The organism is Massilia agilis, assembly GCF_024756255.1.
Classification (GTDB): Bacteria; Pseudomonadota; Gammaproteobacteria; order Burkholderiales; family Burkholderiaceae_D; genus Telluria; species Telluria agilis.
In genome coordinates, this window is the sequence record NZ_JANUHB010000002.1 from 518,509 (window position 1) to 537,485 (window position 18,977).

Annotated in this window: 13 protein-coding genes and 2 tRNA genes; 2 read left to right on the forward strand and 13 right to left on the reverse strand. The window is 57.8% G+C overall.

Annotation, left to right across the window (positions count from 1 at the left end):
- Positions 1-186 precede the first annotated feature (186 nt).
- From NX774_RS09280 to NX774_RS09300, 5 genes are all read right to left on the reverse strand, one after another.
- Entirely contained in the window at positions 187-1,428 is a 1,242-nt protein-coding gene (locus NX774_RS09280) for a HEPN domain-containing protein (RefSeq protein ID WP_258821890.1), read from the reverse strand.
- A 153-nt stretch (positions 1,429-1,581) separates the two neighbouring features.
- A complete protein-coding gene (locus NX774_RS09285) occupies positions 1,582-4,701 on the reverse strand; it encodes a type I restriction endonuclease subunit R (protein WP_258821891.1) in 3,120 nt (1,039 codons plus the stop codon).
- A gap of 45 nt (positions 4,702-4,746) precedes the next feature.
- A complete protein-coding gene (locus NX774_RS09290) occupies positions 4,747-5,682 on the reverse strand; it encodes a DUF5655 domain-containing protein (RefSeq protein ID WP_258821892.1) in 936 nt (311 codons plus the stop codon).
- Positions 5,679-6,992 (reverse strand): restriction endonuclease subunit S, encoded by a 1,314-nt coding sequence (locus NX774_RS09295; protein WP_258821893.1) that lies wholly within the window; start codon positions 6,990-6,992, stop codon positions 5,679-5,681. Before NX774_RS09295 ends, NX774_RS09290 begins: the two co-directional genes overlap by 4 nt.
- Entirely contained in the window at positions 6,989-8,830 is a 1,842-nt protein-coding gene (locus NX774_RS09300) for a type I restriction-modification system subunit M (protein ID WP_258821894.1), read from the reverse strand. The genes NX774_RS09295 and NX774_RS09300 overlap by 4 nt, the downstream gene beginning before the upstream one ends.
- A gap of 669 nt (positions 8,831-9,499) precedes the next feature.
- On the opposite strand from NX774_RS09300, the gene NX774_RS09305 reads away from it, so the two are divergent.
- Positions 9,500-10,498: a reverse transcriptase family protein gene (locus NX774_RS09305; protein ID WP_258821895.1), complete on the forward strand. Its 999-nt coding sequence runs from the start codon at positions 9,500-9,502 to the stop codon at positions 10,496-10,498.
- On the opposite strand, the gene NX774_RS09310 is transcribed toward NX774_RS09305, so the two are convergent.
- The 7 genes from NX774_RS09310 to NX774_RS09340 form a co-directional block, all read right to left on the reverse strand.
- On the reverse strand, positions 10,495-12,039 hold the full coding sequence (locus NX774_RS09310) for an esterase/lipase family protein (RefSeq protein WP_258821896.1): 1,545 nt from the start codon (positions 12,037-12,039) through the stop codon (positions 10,495-10,497). The genes NX774_RS09305 and NX774_RS09310 overlap by 4 nt on opposite strands.
- Before the next feature lie 539 nt (positions 12,040-12,578).
- A tRNA-Arg gene (locus tag NX774_RS09315) sits at positions 12,579-12,655 on the reverse strand.
- A gap of 71 nt (positions 12,656-12,726) precedes the next feature.
- Positions 12,727-12,803: transfer RNA gene (locus tag NX774_RS09320), tRNA-Pro, on the reverse strand.
- A gap of 55 nt (positions 12,804-12,858) precedes the next feature.
- The gene (gene glmM, locus NX774_RS09325; RefSeq protein WP_258821897.1) at positions 12,859-14,199 is read right to left on the reverse strand and encodes a phosphoglucosamine mutase; all 1,341 of its coding nucleotides are present in this window, start codon (positions 14,197-14,199) and stop codon (positions 12,859-12,861) included.
- 22 nt (positions 14,200-14,221) lie between these two features.
- On the reverse strand, positions 14,222-15,058 hold the full coding sequence (gene folP, locus NX774_RS09330; protein ID WP_258821898.1) for a dihydropteroate synthase: 837 nt from the start codon (positions 15,056-15,058) through the stop codon (positions 14,222-14,224).
- A gap of 71 nt (positions 15,059-15,129) precedes the next feature.
- Entirely contained in the window at positions 15,130-17,013 is a 1,884-nt protein-coding gene (ftsH, locus tag NX774_RS09335; RefSeq protein WP_258821899.1) for an ATP-dependent zinc metalloprotease FtsH, read from the reverse strand.
- Positions 17,014-17,202: 189 nt separating this feature from the next.
- Positions 17,203-17,889 (reverse strand): RlmE family RNA methyltransferase, encoded by a 687-nt coding sequence (locus NX774_RS09340; RefSeq protein WP_258821900.1) that lies wholly within the window; start codon positions 17,887-17,889, stop codon positions 17,203-17,205.
- 46 nt (positions 17,890-17,935) lie between these two features.
- Here NX774_RS09340 and yhbY point away from each other — a divergent pair, with 46 nt between their 5' ends.
- Positions 17,936-18,403 carry a ribosome assembly RNA-binding protein YhbY gene (gene yhbY / locus NX774_RS09345; protein ID WP_258821901.1) on the forward strand — a complete coding sequence of 156 codons (468 nt, stop codon included), beginning with the start codon at positions 17,936-17,938 and terminating at the stop codon, positions 18,401-18,403.
- A 118-nt stretch (positions 18,404-18,521) separates the two neighbouring features.
- Here yhbY and NX774_RS09350 read toward each other — a convergent pair whose 3' ends face one another.
- Positions 18,522-18,977: a DUF4149 domain-containing protein gene (locus NX774_RS09350; RefSeq protein WP_258821902.1), complete on the reverse strand. Its 456-nt coding sequence runs from the start codon at positions 18,975-18,977 to the stop codon at positions 18,522-18,524.

The window sequence follows — 18,977 nt, forward strand, 5'->3', positions numbered from 1 at the left end:
CTTCCCTATAGGGTTAGTGGCGGCCTAGGTGGTCGCCTTGTCAGCAGCGCAGTCCCAACTCTAGCGCGACATCTTGCTAACTAGAACTGCGAAATCAAATACGTTCAACGCTAGCGAATGGCTAATTCCGGCGGCGACCCGAATTTGCCATAATCAACGGATTTGCAGTATCTACTCATTCTTTTATCACATTGCCTCTCTCATTCTCGCCAACCCAATTCTTGTGCCTTCCGCAGTCTCCCAAAGTTCCTCAGCAAGCCTCTCCATCATCGTGATTCTTGCCAAAATGCTCACTGTCGCCAATGAGACATCAGGATTGTGGACAATCGCGTTCCTAAACTGAGCTATCTCGGCAACTCGCTCCTTAAATTCTTCGTTTATATATTTTTTCCTAAGCGCAAAACTCGTCAAACCTTCCCAGTTGTGCTTCGCAAGCTTGCGCACTTCCTCTCTATCAGCTGCGGAGAACTCTCCAAGCTCCCTTAAGGAAGATAAAAGGATTTCCCAAGTCTTCAGAAATTCAGCAAACAAACCGTTAGATGTCGCTGCGACGTTCTCTGCAACTTCTTCCTTCTGCGCCGCCGAAACTTCTACTTGCGCCAAGCTACTTATTGCCTTATCGAACTTCTCGTCAAGCTCATCGGTCAACACGTTAATCTCTTTTAACTCATCAACAGTAATAAACCGATTGTGTGCAACTTTGCACCTTAATTCGTATAACCGCTCCCATCGCTTTTTAAGGTATCCACTATCGCACTCGATGATTGGAGCGAAGTATCTTTGCCAATTTGACGCAGGGACAAGTTCTTTCAGTTCGTTGATATCCAGGTCGGCAGTAGTCGTAGATGCTGAAATCTTCTCAGTTATCTTCCTGACATCACCAGTAAAATATTCTTTAAAAAGGAGGTTCGAAAGCTGGATGAAATCGAGATCATGCAAATAATTAGCCGACCTGTCAGACCTCTTTGTTTTTATAGATTCTTCGACTTCACTCGGTATGGCCTCTTTTGTCCATGCCACCCCAACGTTCAGCAGCATAAACTTGGTAATTAATTTCCTAAGGAGATTCTCTGTGCGATGAAGTTTTGGATACGCCCGCTCGCACAATCGGCTTCCCATTTCATCCCACAGTATTTCGGGCGGTCTGCCGCTAATCTTCGTCAGAATAGTTCGAAGCAACTTCAGCAAATCTCTGAACTTTTGCTCATCCGAATCTCTATCAAGGCCGAGTTTTATATGAAAATATCTTTGGTTTCCACCTTCAACATTGCGAAAGGCTACGTCATATTTAAATTTGCAACCGGAAAACTTAAGTTCAGTGCCGCCAACCTTAATCTGATCATAGCCCTGTATCGAACTATTCAAAGACTCCACGGACTGGCAATAAAGCTCTGAAGAATCAATAAGGACAAGATATTCTACGTTCATTTTTCTCTCTTGATCACTTGCAAATTAGTAAGTTAACGGTGCCGGAGGATTGCCCTGTATGGCTACTCCTCGCCGGAAGCGTCACGGAACTCTAACTCGTCTCACAGTCGTGGCAGGTCAAGTCTGACCTACTAAATTTTATGTTCCTTCACCTCAGTTTGAAGCCCTAGGTGCCCCATGCCCGGATTTGTTTCGTAAGGCTTCATACAGTTGCGCTGGCCCCAACAGGATGTCACGCAAACCGTCCCTGACCCTTTCCGAGCCCAGCGCCTGAGTGCTCATCGTCTGGTGGGCATCGAGCGCATCCATAATGGCGTGCAGTAACGCATCCTTGAGGTCCGGCGAATTAGCAAACTGCTCCTTGCTGTTGCTGGCAGCTTGGCGCATCAAGGTCTCGTTCTCCAGTAGCTTCCCCTTGAGCACACCATTGACGTAGACGAGCTGGTCGTCATCGGTCAGTTCTCCCTCAAACAAGCCGTTCACCTTCTCGATGATTTCGTTCAGGTAAGCCTGCTGCTTTTCCTGCACGCTGCCGCTGCCTACAGCGTCCATCGGAGGCAGCTTGTAGCTGCCATCGGCGTTTAGCCCCATCGACTGCTTGCCTCGGCTTTTCAGCGTGTGATGGGTCAGGACCACCTTGCTGAGGTCTACCGTGTCACGCTCACGGCCGAAGTCCAGCAAGGGAATAAGACGCTTGTAGAACAGGAAGCGCTTCTCGATGTCGGTATTTCCGTAGTCGAAAATCTGGCTTAGAAAGGCATACAGCCGCACGTAGGCACCCATGTCGTTCTTGAACAGCAGCAGCGCTTTCAACTGGTCCTTGGCCGCGCGCGCAACCTTGTCGTCGTGCTTCTCCTCGGCCACCAGCTTGTCCTGCTGCGCAGCCTTGTAGCGCTTGAGCAGGCGGTCAGCCACAGGCGCAATGGCGGCGTCGAGTTGTTTCTGCGTGCCGTTCGGATCCAGGTCCACCTTGGCGACGCGGTCCACTTCGTAATCGTCGTAAAAGCCGGTGGCGTCCAACTTGGCGCGCAGGTCGTAGACCTGATGCGGGTCGGTTACCGCCTCCATCTCGGCAGTTTCGTAGTAAGTCTTGAACGCTTTGAGAATCTCTGCCGGTTCGTTGACGAAGTCCAGCACATAGGTCGTGTCCTTGCCAGGGTAGGCACGGTTCAGGCGCGAGAGCGTCTGCACCGCTTGGATGCCGCCGAGCATCTTATCCACGTACATCCCGCATAGCAGCGGCTGGTCGAAGCCGGTCTGGAACTTGTTGGCCACCAACAGCACATGGTAGTCGGCGCCCTTGAAGACTTCGCGAATGTCTCGTCCACGCAGTCCAGGGTTCAAAGCCTCACTGGTCTCGGTCACGGCCTCGGGGAAGCTTTCGGTGTCGTTCACCTCTCCCGAAAAGGCTACCAACACACCGAGCGGGTATTTCTGCCTAGTGATGTAGGCGCGGATAGCCTTCTGCCAGCGCACGGCCTCCTTTCGGCTGCCGACCACGACCATCGCCTTGGCCTTCCCCTCCAGCAGCGGCAGCACGTTCTCGCGATAATGCTCGACAACGATTTGCACCTTGCTTGCAATGTTGTAGGGATGGAGCCGTACCCACTGCATCAGACCTTTCATCGCGGTGCTGCGCTCGACCTCTTTGTCGTCCCACTCCTGCCCGTCGTGAGCCAGCCTGAAGGCCAGCTTGTAGCTGGTGTAGTTCTTAAGAACGTCGAGGATGAAGCCTTCTTCGATGGCCTGGCGCATCGAGTAGACGTGGAAAGGCTGCGGCAGCCCGTCCGGCCCGTTGCGACCGAACAGCTCCAGCGTCTTGGCTTTCGGCGTTGCGGTGAAGGCCACGTAAGTCAGGCCCGTCACCCCGGCGCGGGCCTCCATTTGCGCGGCGAGCAGCGCCTCTGTGTCCACCTCGCCGCCGTCTTGCAAGTCGGCCCATTCCTGCGCCGACAGCAATTGCTTGAGCTTGGCCGCGGCCTCTCCAGTTTGCGAGCTGTGTGCCTCGTCGGCAATCACCGCGAAGCGCTTGCCCTCGGTGGCCGCCAGCTCCTGCACCGCCTGCAAGGCGAACGGGAAGGTCTGGATGGTGCAGACGATGATTTTCTTGCCGTCCTTGAGCGCCTGGCCGAGTTGGGCGCTCTTGCTGCCGTGCTCGTTGGTGATGCTGGCTACCACGCCGTGGGTGCGCTCGAAGTCGAAGATGGCCTCCTGTAGCTGCGCATCCAGCACCGTGCGGTCGCTGACCACCAGTACGCTGTCGAACAGTTTGTTGTGCTGGACGTCGTGCAGGTCGGCCAGGAAGTGCGCTGTCCAGGCAATCGAATTGGTCTTGCCTGAGCCGGCCGAGTGCTGAATCAGGTAACGTTCGCCAGCCCCCTTGTCCAGCACATCGGCAACCAGCTTGCGCGTCGCGTCGAGCTGGTGATAACGCGGGAAGATGATGGCCTGCGGCTGCTTCTTGTCGTTGCGCTTGCAGATGAGGTAGCGGTGCAGGATGTCGAGCCAGCTGTCGACCGCCCAAACTTCTTCCCACAGGTAGGCCGTGGCGAAGCCGTCCGTGTTGGGCGCGTTGCCGGCCCCGCCAGCATTGCCCCGGTTGAAGGGCAGGAAGGCCGTCGCCGGCCCCGCCAGCCGCGTGGACATCATCACCTCGCTCTGGCTCACCGCGAAGTGCACCAGCGCCCCGCCCGGGAAGCCCAGCAGCGGCTCCAGCACGCCGCCCCTGGGCTGCGGGAGACGGTCGAAGCGGTACTGGTCAACGGCGTCGTGCACGCTCTGCGTAAAATCACTTTTCAGCTCCACCGTGGCCACGGGAATACCGTTCAGGAACAGCACCAAGTCCAGCTCGTCCTTTGGATTGTTGGGCGAGTGGCAGACTTGGCGCACCACGCGCAGCCGGTTGGCAGCGTACTTCGCCTGGATGGCCGGGTTGATGGCCAGCGCGGGCTTGAACTGGGCCAGCTCCAGCGGCTCCTTGAGCCCCAGCATTTCCACGCCCCGGCGCAGTACGTCGAGCGTGCCGCGCTCGTTCATGTTCTTGCGAATGCGGTCGGCGAGCACCTGGGGCAGACCGGCGCCGTGGTTTTTGGTCAGGCGCTGCCAATTATCGGGCTGCGTCGTCTCCACCCAGGCCAGCAGGTCGGGTAGGAACAGGCCGCTGGTGCGGTCGAACCGGGCGGCATCGCCATCGGCGTACAGCCAACCGTTGACTGCCAAGTGGGTGCAAATTTCGGTTTCAAAGTGGTGCTCCTGGTGCAGGTTCTGGCTCATGCTTTGTCTCTTATTCGTCTTCTTATGCGAATGCTTGAGTGGCGCTCAGTTCTCGGCGTAGCTGCGCTCCAGCAATGCTTGGGCCCTCTGGAGGTCGGCAGAACTGCGTACGCACAGCTCCACGTCACCCGTACCCCAATGGCCTACCTGACGGATGTCGCGGCTAAAACCTTCTTCGAGAGCGACTGTGCTCGGGTCGAGCTTGAGCGTAACAAGCAGGCGGTTCGGATACGCGATGACGCACGCGAAGTTTTTCAAGCGGCGAAAGGCCGTATAGAGCTTAAGGGCCTTCTGTTGTACGTCGTCGCCTAGTGATAGCAGCAGCGAGGTAGTCTGGTCGTAGAGCGCGCGAATTTCCGGCGTGGCCAGTGCCAATTGCTCGACCAGCGATTTATCCTTCCCAACAGGCTTCGGAGTACCCGGCTGGGTCGGCGATTCATCAGTCGATGTCGGCTTGACGGCCATGGTGTCCGGCACACTCTGCGTGTTGACCAGTTCCAGTAGCAAGAGGTCGTCTCCGAACAGCTTGTAGCGGATGAGTTCGATATTGCGCGGTATCTGCTGCACTGCGTGCTGGTCGTAGCGGGTGAAGTCGGCCGCAATACACAACAGCCGCGTGCCTGCCCACTCAATGTGTTCAGCCGTTTCCTTGCCGAGCTTTTCCATTACCAGCCAGCGGAACTCAGCTTGGTGGTCCAGCAGCCAGTCGAGGTAGAACAGGCCCTGGTTGATGACGTTCTCATTGCTATGGCGCTTGTACTCGACGATGACCGGGCAGTTGTTCTCATCCAGCCCCAGCGAGTCGATACGGCCCCGGTGCGTTTTACCAGTGGCGTATTCGTTGGCGAGGAAGCGAACCCCGAGGAAGGTTTCCATCTGGCCTTCGATAAGGCTCTGCAGGGTTTTCTCCAAAGGTGCAGCGCGGCCGACAAGTTCGGTGGCCGTGCCCCTATTCAGGCGAAACAACTGGATGTCGCTCATGCGGCCATCGCCTCCACCCCGGCCGTCGCCTGCCGCGCTGCGCTGCGGACGTCAATTTGCCCAGTAACCACCGCAGCGATAAGGGCGCTACGGCGTTCTTTGAGCAAAGTTAACATCGCTTCGGTTTCTGAAGTTAGCAAATCAAGCTTGAGCATTTCGCTCTTACAGAAAGCTACAATTGCTTGCTGTTCTGCAACTGGCGGAAGAAATACTTTCAGCCTCAAGAAGGACTCCGGCTCAAGGCGCCATTGCGCAGGTCGGATTCCATTTGAAATAGAGCGATAAGTACTAACCATCGGTGCTGATCTCAACAGAATATGAAGATATTCTGAGCTCTCTGAATGCAGAGGAGTAAACACCATATAATCAGGACTCGTTATACCTTCGAACTGACTAACGCCCAAAGACCCTTGCCATCCCTTCATTTTGTTCACAACGAGGTCGTTTGGCTCAACAAGTTGGTATGAGCTCAGGTCGTCAGGCGTTTTGTTGAAATTATCAGTCCTCGAATCTTTTCTTATTACTCCAAAGTCGCGGTAGACCGAAAGAACGTCTTTTTCGGGGAAAGATTGTCGCTTCTGCTGTCGAAACAAAACCTTCAGCGGTTTCGCATTCCAGTGTGCTGGTACAGATCCTAGCCAAGCCATACCGGACTCCTTTAACGACGCATCAGGGCGGATGCCACGGGTAACGGCATGGGAAACCGTGACCATACGCTTTTCAGCCAGCAGAACGATAAGCTTCTCCTGCTCGGCAATCAGCGCGTCGATTTTGGCGGTTTCGCGGTCAAGGAAGGCGACGATGGCGGTTTGCTCTGACTCAGGAGGAACTACGATTGGCATGCGCTTCAGGTCGGAAAACTTCATTGACTGGCGCAATCCTCCTCCCATCGAGTAAAAAACTTTTGTGAGGTCGTAGGCTCGTAATAAGTACGAGAGAAACGCCGAAACAGCACCCGTCGGTTGGAGCGCCAAGTAGGCGGAGGTAACGATGCCACGCTCTCGAACCTGAGCACTGCGAAGGCTGCGCTTGTCGTTTTGCAAGTCGGTAAGTCGCAGGACGATATCGCCCTCGTGAACGATTTGGTAAGTGTCAAAGGACTCGGGAAGCAACCCCTCGTTGGAGTCGATGTCCTTCCGAACGATTTGGCCATAACTGAGCGACAGTAGATTGCTCTCCTGCATGTCGGCGTTTGACTCTGAACGTTCGGCCGCCACCCGTAATAGTGGGTGGATGTGCCAGTGTCCTGGCACGTCGCCTACCCACGGGATACCACTGTCCTTGTACTCTCTGTACCGTGCCATACTCATTCCGCCAGCTCCTCCAGCATCTTCATAATTTTGACCGACGCAGCCTTCAACTCATCGTCAATAGCATGGAAGCTACGAGGCGGTTCGAAGACGTAGAAGTGGCGATTGAATGGAATCTCGTAACCGACCTTGCTCTTTTCTTCATCAATCCACGCATCTGGTGCGTGCGGCAGGACCTCGCGCTCGAAGTAGGTCTGGATATCCTCAGCCAGAGGCACGTTTTCGGTATCCCGTAGTGCACTGTTTGGCTGCTGCTTGCCCTTCTGCTTGCCCTTCACACCCAACACCACGTTACCGTTCTCGTCACGCAACGGGCGCTCGACGGTAATAGTGGTGTAGCCGAAGTCCTCATTCTTAAAGATGCGGGAGATGGGCAGACGCTTGAGCTTGCCGCCTAAGGGCACGGTCGGCATGTTGTCGGTGCCGGTGACGAGCTGCGGCTCGGTCAGCGCTGCACCAGCCTCATCGAACGCCGTGACGAGTTCGGCCTCGTTGAAGTCGCCAAACAGGCGCGTGACAATGGCGATATGGGCATCGCTCATCTCCTTGCGCTTGCTGCCCAGGCCCTTGCGCATCTTTTGCCAGAAACCGCTTGCGTCGATGAGCTGTACATAGCCCTTGCGGTCCGACGGCTTCTTATTCGATAGAATCCAGACGTAGGTGGCGATGCCGGTGTTGTAGAACATGTCCGTGGGCAGGCCGACGATGGCCTCCACCAGGTCGTTTTCAAGCACATAGCGACGGATTTCGCTCTCGCCGCTGCCGGCGCCGCCGGCAAACAGTGGCGAGCCGTTGAGCACGATGCCGAAGCGGCTGCCGCCGTCCTGCGCCGGACGCATTTTGGAGAGCAGGTGCATCAGGAACAGCAGGGAGCCGTCGCTCACACGCGGCAGGCCAGGACCGAAACGACCGTCGAAGCCGTTGCTCTCGTGCTCTTGGCGCACGACCTTCTCGACCTTCTTCCATTCGACGCCAAAGGGAGGATTGGACAGCATGTAGTCGAACTTGCGTCCGCCGTGACCATCGTCGCTGAGTGTGTTGCCGGGAGCGATGTTGGCGACGTCCTGGCCCTTGATGAGCATGTCGGCTTTGCAGATAGCGTAGGACTCGTCGTTGAGTTCCTGGCCGAACATGGTCAATCGGGCCTGCGGGTTGTGCTCCAGCAGGTACTCGCCGGCGACCGAGAGCATGCCGCCGGTGCCTGCCGTCGGGTCGTAGATGGTACGCACCACGGCATTGCCGGGGGTGAGCACGTCGTCGTCCTCGATGAACAGCAGGTTCACCATAAGGCGGATGACCTCGCGCGGGGTGAAGTGCTCACCGGCCGTCTCATTCGAGATTTCGGCGAACTTGCGAATCAGCTCCTCGAACACGAGGCCCATGCTGGCGTTGTCCACGACCTCGGGATGCAGGTCGATGTTGGCGAACTTCTCGGTGACGAGGTAGAGCAGGTTTGCCTTGGCCAGACGTTCGACTTGGGTGTAGAAGTCGAAGCGCTCGAAAATGTCGCGTGCGGCCGGCGAGAACGCCTGGACGTAGGCATAGAGGTTCTGGCGGATGTGGTCCTGGTCGCCCAGCAGCTTCACAAGGTCCAGCGGGGAGGCGTTATAGAAGCTTTGGCCGGCTTTGCGCAGTAGAAAAGGCTCGGGATTCAGGCCGGCCTTGGTCTTGGCGTCGAACTCGGCCAGCACGGCGGGCTTGGTCGCCTCCAGCACGCAGTCTAGGCGACGCAGTACGGTAAACGGGAGGATGACGCGGCCGTATTCGCTTTGTTTATAGTCTCCGCGCAATAGGTCCGCGACTGACCAAATAAAGGATGAGAGGGCCTGATGGTTCATGTGCTGCCTAGTCGGTTGTTTCGAGAATGAAACATCCTATCATCGCGGAGGGACACCGCGATAGAGGCAGCAATGCGTTTGGATGACAAAGGGGACGTTGCGCCGCGCGAGGCGCAACAACATTGAGCGCCCTACCCGCGGCGGTCTGAGCTATCCCTATACTTGTGTAGGGTTAGGATGGAGAGCGAGCGCAGCATCGGCTCGTCGATAAAGGGTCAGGTTTCGAGTCGAGCATCGACGATGTCAGGGCGACAACCGACGCTTGGGGCCGTTATCAGTGCTGTCAGGCAACCTTTACATGCCTGTGGAGCGGAAAAAGTTGATAGCCCGAGGACGGCAGGTTCTCAAATACTTTGCAATATCTCCGAAGACCACGGTGAGATTGCAACGATGCTCACTGGGTTTGCAGTGCACTTGCACGGCTGCGGTAGCGTACCCCACATGGTAAAGGCGGTAGGGTTGGCGCATCGAATCCAGGGTTTGCTTGTAGCCGTTGCACGGCGCGATATACGCTCCCGACGCCTCAACTGGCCACCTTTACATGATGGGGGGTGCCTGATATCCTCTGTCAGGCAACAGCGGGATGACTGGTCTAAAGTTTTTCTGTGGGTTCGAGTTCGAACCCGATTCTGAGGCCTCACTCGTTCCATCTCGCCGTTGCAACCGACCATGACCTCTACAAAGCTGGTAGACCTGAAGACGCTAGACCACGTCGCTCAAGCGTGTGGTGTGGATGCTGAATTCATCAATGAATACGCTAACCATCCACTTCAAAGAGATTATTACTTTCCACTAAAAATACCCAAACGCGGCAGAAATCGTAGGGGTGAATATCGGGTTGTATTTCAGGCTAAGGACCACCGGCTTTCGAGTTTACACCGCTCAGTCGCGATGATAGTTGCGCATAGCGTGCAGTTTGCGGACCATGTTCAAGGCTTCCGGAAGAAGCGTTCATCTCGCAGCAACGCGAAACAGCACCTTGCCGCGTCCGTTATACTTCACGCCGATATCAAGAGCTTCTTCGACACAATAACCACGGAACAGGTCAGAGTTGCTCTTATAGCGACAGGGATGCCTGCAAGCGTGGCCGCAATTTTAGCAAAAGCATGCACTATCGAAGGGTTCCTACGTCAAGGGACAAGATGTAGCCCGATACTGGCGAATTTAGTTTGCGATAATCTAGATAGGAAACTTTTGACCTTGGCCCGGTCACATGGCTCTGTGTTCACAAGATATGCGGATGACCTGACATTTTCTGGTGATCAGGTGCCTTCCTTTACTTCAGTACGCATGGTCGTGGAGTCCGAAGGGTTTTCCCTTCGAGATAAAAAATGCAGATATCAATATAAGGGACGCTGCCAGTACGTTACAGGGCTGAGCGTAAATGATGCGGCAATGCCAAGACTTCCAAAGCGAATGAAAAGCAGGCTCCGTCTAATCTTCCACTATATTGAAAAGTATGGACTCTCTGAACACTGGCACAGGACCGGCGAAAAAAATCCACACAGAAAAGAGCGATGGCTCGAAGGTATGTTAACGTACGCCGCCTCTATCGAGCCAGTTTTGGTCAATAAATGGCAAGACATTTTAGCGAGCGCTCAGGCGCAAAGGGCGGCAGCAGCGAGACGGCGATACTTTTCTGATAAAGGTGTCGATGACCCCTTCTAGGGCAAGGGGTTTTTATCGCGCGTGTGTCGTTCTCCGGTCACCACATTTTCAGCATATCGAATGCGTGTTCGCAAGTATTGGAACACGTTCGCATATTCCAAGTTGTTAATGTCACCTAGGTATTGGCCGCTCGCCTTAGCTACGAGCTGAGCAAGCTCTTCGAGGACGTGGTATTTATTCCGACCTCGCTCGGGAGGATTGATAGTTCGATGGAAGTCCGACGCAACCACCGCAATCGCCGATTCCAAATACACACCAAAATCTAGTAGGTCGCAATGAAATTGCACCACTTTCTCCCCGCGCTTACTAAGCCGGTGGACCAAAGGTGATACCAAAAATTTGAACGCACGGTCTTGCTCCGACATCTCCTTAAGAGCGGCACCCTTGCAATAATACAAATAAGCTGAGAAAGAAATAGTCGCAATCCCTCTGAGCGCGGCGTCTCGCGTTCCCGCATCAGAAAGAAGGGCTTCGAGCGAAGCATTTTGCGCTCGCTGTTTCGCCTTTGCATCGACTAACGGGTCCGCCTGCACGCGCTTTGATAGTGCAAGTAACTCTTGCCGTAAACGGTCCGGCGCATCGGTCACAATACATACAGCGGTAGAGATTGGGGCCTCGACGTCTGGTCCATCTCCAAACATCGCAAACGCCAAATGCGTCTCAGTATCTGTACGCTCCGTTGGCCAAATGGCCTCCATTGCTGTTGAAGGCATTTGTCGCTCTCGCTGTGCCTCCACGCTGGACAAATGCTTGGCCGTCACCTGCTCAAGGAAATTCAACAAGGACTTATGGATATGAGCGTTTTTGTCCTTCGGCTTGCAGATACTAAGATGATGAGCTTGAACAGGGACGCCTACTTCGCCAGGAAGATTTGGCTCTGAACTAGTGGGATTAACGATTGTTACGCCAGGAAGAAACCGCCCAACATACGGCACGCGCATTGGCTCGGTTTCGACAAAAGTCCTCGTCAGGATTTCTTCACGACGCACCAGATTCCGAAACTCCGTATTCAACGACGCCAAATGTTCATCGTGTAAGCCCAGATTCCTCATCTGCGGATTGGCGCGTGCGAGGTGAAAAAAAGAAACAATCGAGGCCCAAATCGAGCCGAAGTGAGGCGTCCCAACAAAGACTACTCCCTTTATTCTCCGAGCCAACTTTTCGTACCGTGCCACCCCTAAGGTAAAAGCCGACTTGACGGCCATCTTGATTACCAACCCGCCAAGACTATGCCCTACCAGAACAATCGGCTCATCATCATCGGCAAAAGCTGGGGCGCTACATAACGTATCTAATAAAGCTATTCCAAGGTGAGGCAGTGACATCGCATCGCCGAACCAACGGGTCTTAGCTGAAGCGTAACCTAGCAGCCAGACGGGGCAACCTGTCGCTTCTCCAACCCACCTTGGCCACAGGGTGTCGTCCTTAGTTCTGTTCGACATCCACGTATGACGGACATGGCCGTCCAGGCCATGCACAAAGACAACTTTCGTTTTGCCAGCATCGTCCGTTGGTGCGTATGCGCTTATTAGTTCAGTCATGATTTAGGTCCAAGCTCAGCCGTACTATATCAAAAATGGTACGCCCACTCGAAACGACGGAATATTTCCATGGGCCATGAGTCAAACCTGAGCTTACGACTGGGCATATCCCGAGACTCTCTGATCAAGGGACGCGCACGAAGCAACGGAAGATTACAGAGCCATCAGATGGCAGGCGTAACCTGCTCGCAGCAAACCGAGACGAAAGGACAACACGTGCTGAAGGCGTTGCCACGCGAAGTTTTCGGAGATACTGCAAAACCTACGGGGCGAAAGTTACCGAGGAATTTTCTTACACTACACGCGCGCGCGAACTACTTTCGCACACCAAAGAGAGGCGAGTCCGGGAATCGAAGTGTTCTACTATTGGGTAAGCCGAGAACGTCGTCAAAATAAGCAGAACCTGCACAAGCGCGAACTGTCGAGCCTGAAGTCATGCCATTGCTATAGCCGGGGTACCAAACGGGTACCATGCGCACTGAGAAGCTTGGAGATTCATCTCTCCAAACACATGCGGCCACCTAAGCTATTGATTTTGTTGGCCTGCCCAGCTGGGTTCGAACCAGCGACCCTCAGCTTAGAAGGCTGATGCTCTATCCAACTGAGCTATGGGCAGACGATGCACGGCGAGCGCCGCGTTCGGATGTGAAAACGGGCCGTCCTCGGACAGCCCGCTTTTTGAAACGGTGGTCGGAGTACAAGGATTCGAACCTTGGACCCCCTGCTCCCAAAGCAGGTGCGCTACCGGGCTGCGCTACACTCCGATTGAAACGATCATACCGCTTCGGGTATGGCGCGTCAATGTAACCAAAAAGCTGCTCAGGCCGCCAGCTTGTCGGCGATCCGCTTGGCCATGCTCTCTGCCAACGACGCGCTCTTCGCCTCGACCATCACGCGAATCAGCGGCTCGGTGCCCGACGGACGGATGAGCACCCGGCCGGCATCGCCCAGCTCGCGCTCGACCGCTTCTTTTTCGGCCACCAGTACCGAATCGCGCGTCCAGTCGAAGCCCGGCGTCACCCGCTTGTTGATCAGCGTTTGCGGATACAGCTTGAGGTCGGCGCAGCACTCGGCCAGGCTCTTGTTGGCGCGCTTGAGCGCCGACAGCACCTGCAGCGCCGAGATGATGCCGTCGCCGGTCGTGTGCTTGTCGAGCGCCAGCAGGTGGCCGGAGCCCTCACCGCCGAACAGCCAGCCGCGCTCCTGCATCACCTCGAGCACGTAGCGGTCGCCCACCTTGGCGCGCGCAAAGCCGACGCCCAGCTCCTTGAACGCCACTTCCAGCGCCATGTTGGTCATGAGCGTGCCGACCGCGCCCGCCACCGGACCAATCGCCAGGCGGTCGCGCACCATCACGTACAGCAGCTCGTCGCCGTTGTACAGGCGCCCGCTCGCGTCGCACATGATCAGGCGATCAGCGTCGCCGTCCAGCGCAATGCCCAGGTCGGCCTTGTGCTCGACCACCGCCTCCGACATCGCCTTCGGTGCAGTCGCGCCCACGCCCGCGTTGATGTTGAAGCCGTCCGGCTTGGCGCCGATCGCCACCACTTCCGCGCCCAGCTCATGGAACACGTGCGGTGCGATGTCGTAGGCGGCGCCGTTGGCGCAGTCCACCACGATCTTCAGCCCGCGCAGATCGAGCTCGTTCGGGAACGTGCTCTTGCAAAATTCGATGTAGCGGCCGCCGGCATCGCGCAGGCGCGTCGCGCGGCCGAGCTTGTCGGACGGCACGCAGCCCATCGGCCGGTCGATCGCCTGTTCGATTTCCAGCTCCACCGCGTCCGGCAGCTTGGTTCCGAGTTCCGAGAAGAACTTGATGCCGTTGTCCTGGAACGGGTTGTGCGAGGCCGAGATCACCACGCCCGCCTGCAGCCGCAGCGCGCGCGTCAGGTAGGCAATCGCCGGCGTCGGCATCGGGCCGGCCAGCATCACGTCCACGCCGGCGGCGGAAAAGCCGGCTTCCAGCGCCGCTTCCAGCATGTAGCCAGAAATGCGGGTGTCCTTGCCGATCAGGACCACCGGGCGGCCGCTGGCCGAGGTCGTGCCCTTTGCCAGCACCGTGCCGGCCGCGTAGCCAAGCCGCATGACGAAGTCTGGCGTAATGGGCGACTGGCCCACGAGGCCACGAACGCCATCCGTACCGAAATATTTGCGAGCCATTTGTTCTCTTTTATTTGTTCAGTTAGTCGGCGGTCGCCGCCTGCCATACCTTGAGCGCGTCGACCGTTTCTGCAACATCGTGCACTCGGACAATTCTAGCGCCATGCGCTACGGCAGCCAATGCCGCACACAAACTTCCTGCAAGACGTTTCTCTACAGAACGACCTGTTACCGCGCCAATCATCGACTTGCGCGAAAGCCCCGCCAGCACGGGCAGGCCAATCTCATCGCGAATGCGCCCGAGGTGGCGCAGCAGCGCGTAGTTGTGCTCGACCGTTTTGCCGAAACCAAAGCCGGGATCGACGCAGATCCGCTCGCGGTCGATGCCGGCGGCCACCATCGCATCCACCCGCCCGCGCAGGAAGTCGATCACTTCACGCACCACGTCGGTATAGACCGGCTTTTCCTGCATCTGTTGCGGGGTTCCCTGCATGTGCATGACGCACAGCCCGCAGTCGCTGTCGGCCACCGCCTCGATCGCACCGGGGGCGCGAAACGCGTTGATGTCGTTGATCATGTCGGCGCCCGCGATGATGGCCTCGCGCATGACCTCCGGCTTGCAGGTGTCCACCGACAAGGGCTTTTCCAATCCCTTGAGCGCGTACAGCGCCGGCATCACGCGCCGCAGCTCCTCCTCGACCGGCACGCTGGGCGAACCAGGCCGGGTCGATTCGCCGCCCACGTCGATCATGTCGACGCCGTCCGCCACCATCTGCTCGGCGCGCTCGACCGCAAACTCCAGCGACTGGTAGCTGCCGCCATCGGAAAAGGAATCGGGGGTGACGTTCAGGATGCCCATCACCAGGGTGCGCTTGTCGAGGTTGAAGTCGAAGCGACCGCATTGAAGAAATTGACGCATGTGAGTAAATCCAGGTCGTTAACAAGCGAAAGGCACCCGCTTGGGTGCCTTTCAGGGCAGGGTTCAGGAAATCAGGCGTGTGCCGTCTGGTTCTGCGCCACGCCGCCATCGCGGTCGCCCGGGGGCGTGCGCTTGGTCAGCAGACCCGTTTTCGGCGGGCGCGGTTCGTGGCCGGCCATGATGTCGTTGATCTGCTCGGCATCGATGGTTTCCCACTCGAGCAGCGCCTTGGTCATCATTTCGACCTTGTCGCGGTTCTCTTCGAGCAGGCGGCGCGCCAGCGCGTACTGCTGGTCGAGGATGGCGCGGATCTCGGCATCCACCTTCTGCTGGGTCGCCTCGGAGATGGTCTTGGTCGAGCCGCCGAAGAAGCCTTCGTTGGCATCGTCCTCGTACACCATCACGCCCATGCTCTCGCTCATGCCAAAGCGCGTGACCATCGAGCGCGCCAGCTTGGTGGCACGCGAGAAGTCGTTCGATGCGCCGGTGGACATCTGGCCGACGAAGATCTCTTCGGCAATGCGGCCGCCGAACAGGATCGAGATCTCTTCCAGCATCTTGTCCTTGTAGCCCGACAGGCTGTCATGCTCCGGCAGCTGCCAGGTCAGGCCCAGCGCATAGCCGCGCGGCATGATCGTCACCTTGTGCACCGGGTCGGCCTTCGGCAACAGCTTGGCGATCACCGCGTGGCCCGACTCGTGGTAGGCCGTGTTGCGGCGCTCTTCCTCGCGCATGACCATCGACTTGCGCTCCGGACCCATGAAGATCTTGTCCTTGGCGTCCTCGAAGTCGCTCATCTCGACCAAACGCTTGCTGCGGCGTGCCGCGAACAGCGCGGCCTCGTTGACCAGGTTGGCCAGGTCGGCGCCCGAGAAACCCGGGGTGCCGCGCGCCAGGATGTCGGCCTTGACGTCGGTGGCGATCGGCACCTTGCGCATGTGAACGTTCAGGATCTGCTCGCGACCGCGGATATCCGGCAGGCCCACCATCACCTGGCGGTCGAAGCGGCCCGGGCGCAGCAGCGCCTTGTCCAGCACGTCCGCACGGTTGGTCGCGGCGATCACGATCACGCCCGACGACGCCTCGAAGCCGTCCATTTCCACCAGCAGCTGGTTCAGGGTCTGCTCGCGCTCGTCGTTGCCGCCGCCCATGCCGGCGCCACGATGGCGGCCGACCGCGTCGATCTCGTCGATGAAGATGATGCACGGCGAATGCTTCTTGGCGTTCTCGAACATGTCGCGCACACGGGATGCGCCCACGCCGACGAACATTTCAACGAAGTCCGAACCCGAGATCGAGAAGAACGGCACCTTGGCTTCGCCCGCGATGGCACGCGCCAGCAGGGTTTTACCGGTACCCGGGGGACCGACCATCAGCACGCCGCGCGGGATGCGGCCGCCCAGTTTCTGGAACTTGGTCGGGTCCTTCAGGAAGTCGACGATCTCGCCCACTTCTTCCTTCGCCTCGTCGCAACCGGCGACGTCGGCAAAGGTGACGGTATTGTTGGTCTCGTCCATCATGCGCGCCTTGCTCTTGCCGAACGAGAACGCGCCGCCCTTGCCCCCGCCCTGCATCTGGCGCATGAAGAACACCCACACGCCGATGAGCAGCAGCATCGGGAACCAGGAAATGAACACTTGCTGCAGGAACGACGGCTCCTCGGGCGGCTTGACGTCGAAGTGCACGTTGTTGTCGCGCAGGTCGCCGATCAGCCCGCGGTCGAGCATGGTGGCGGTCGAACGCACCTTGCTGTCGTCGGTCCGGGTGGCCGTGATGTTGGAACCCTCGATGACAACGTCCTTGATGCGCTTTGCCTTCACGTCATCGAGCAGTTCGGAATAAGCAATGGTCTTGCTCCCGCCTGCGACGCTGTGGTTGTCGAACTGCTTGAACAGCATGAACAACAGCAGCGCGACGACCACCCAGATGGCGGACTTGGAAAACATATTATTCACGAAAACTCCTCCGATGCGGCACGCATCTTGACAGATTTTAGAATGCCGATTTTACCCGCAATAACCAGGCCGTGCCACGCAGCACTACAGGACGCTGCCGAAATACCACTTTTATAGCATTTCACAGCGACCAGCAGGCGATTTTTCACGACTTTACAGGTCTCTCGCGAGTGATGTGCGGTTGCGGACTCAAATATCAAGGGCCGAATCATCCGTTTCGTCACTTTTCTGCTGGGCGGGATGCTTGAGCCCGCGGCCCAGCAGGAAGATTTCCGACGACTTGTCGCGGCTGGCCTTGGGCTTGACCTGCTTCACGGTCCGGAACTCGTCGCGGAACTTCTCCAGGATCTGGGTAAAGCCCATGTCCTTGAAGCACTTCACCAACAATGCGCCAGATGGCTTCAGGTGGAGTTGAGAGAACTCAATCGCCAAATCGATCAGGTGCTCCATGCGCGCTGCATCGGCGGCCGGGATGCCCGACAGGTTCGGCGCCATGTCCGACAGCACCAGGTCGGCCTTGCGGCCGGCCAGCACCTCGTCCAGCTGGGCCAGGATGTCTTCCTCACGGAAGTCACCTTGTATAAAATGCATGTCCGCGATCGGTTCCATCGGCAGGATGTCCAGCCCGATCATCGTGCCGTGGATGCCGCCGCCCTCCTTGCCCGCCAGCTTGCGGCGGGTGTACTGGCCCCAGCTGCCGGGGGTGCAGCCAAGGTCGACGATGACCTGGCCAGGCTTGATCAGCTTTTCCGCCTCGTCGATTTCCTTGAGCTTGTAGGCGGCACGTGCGCGGTAGCCCTCTTTCTGCGCCAGTTTCACGTACGGATCATTAATGTGGTCGTGCAACCAGTTTTTGTTTAATTTGTTCTTGGCCATTCGCGTAGAATACTGCTTTTAAAGGATCATCCAAAAGAATTACATTATGCTTACACTGACTCCCGCCGAACGCAGCGCGCTGCGCGCCGAAGCCCACGGTCTCAATCCGGTGGTCATGATCGGCGAAGCCGGCCTGACCCCGGCCGTGATGAAAGAGATCGCCAAGAGCCTGGACGCGCACGGCCTGATCAAGGTGCGCGTGTTCGGCGACGACCGCGAAGAGCGCATTGCCATCTACGAGCAGATCTGCGCCGAGCTCGACGCGGCTCCGGTGCAGCACATCGGCAAGCTGCTGGTCCTGTACCGGCCCAAGAAGGAAGCCGAGAAAGAGCGCAGCAGCGCCGGCAAGGGCATGCGCATGGTCACCATCGTCAAGCCGAGCCCCAGCGGCCGGACCAAGCCGACGGTCAAGAAGGTTTTGCTCAAGGGGAACGAACGGGTCACGGCGGGCGGCAACATCAAGCGCGCCAAACCGCGCCAGGCCAGTACCAAGAAGGGCGCACTGAACAAGTGATCGAAACCGGGGCCAGTCCCCGGTTTTTTGTTGGCGTCTCCTGTAGGGTGGGCTCTTGAGCCCACGCGGTTGACACGCGGCGCGTACCGCAGCGTGGGCTCGAGAGCCCACCCTACGCTCATCGGCTTTTCAGCACCAGCACCGCGCCCAGCAGGCTCTCCACCATGTGCAGCACCTGCGACACCCCGTGCATGGCCGCAAATTGCGTCCAGTATGGCGACGCCCTCACCCCGGCCGGCCCAGCTGCCTCGCGCATGCGCGCCATCGCCGGCTGCAGCCCCAGGTAGATCACCAGCGCGCACGCAAGCATGGCCACCACCAAGATCACCAGCGCACGCTTGCGCTTAGCATCCAGGTCATGCGCAAACCGCGCCAGCACCAGCAGCACCAGCGCGCAAGCCATGGCCAGCCACGCCTGTCGCTCCAGCAGCGCGCCGACGATCTCGCCAGCCTGCGTGGACGGCAGCATGCGAAACACCGTGGGCGCCGCCACGTAGCCAAGCGCCCACAGGCTGCCCGCCCACAGCACCGACGCCAAGAGGCGCGCACCGCGCAGCACCGCGGCCCGTTCCAT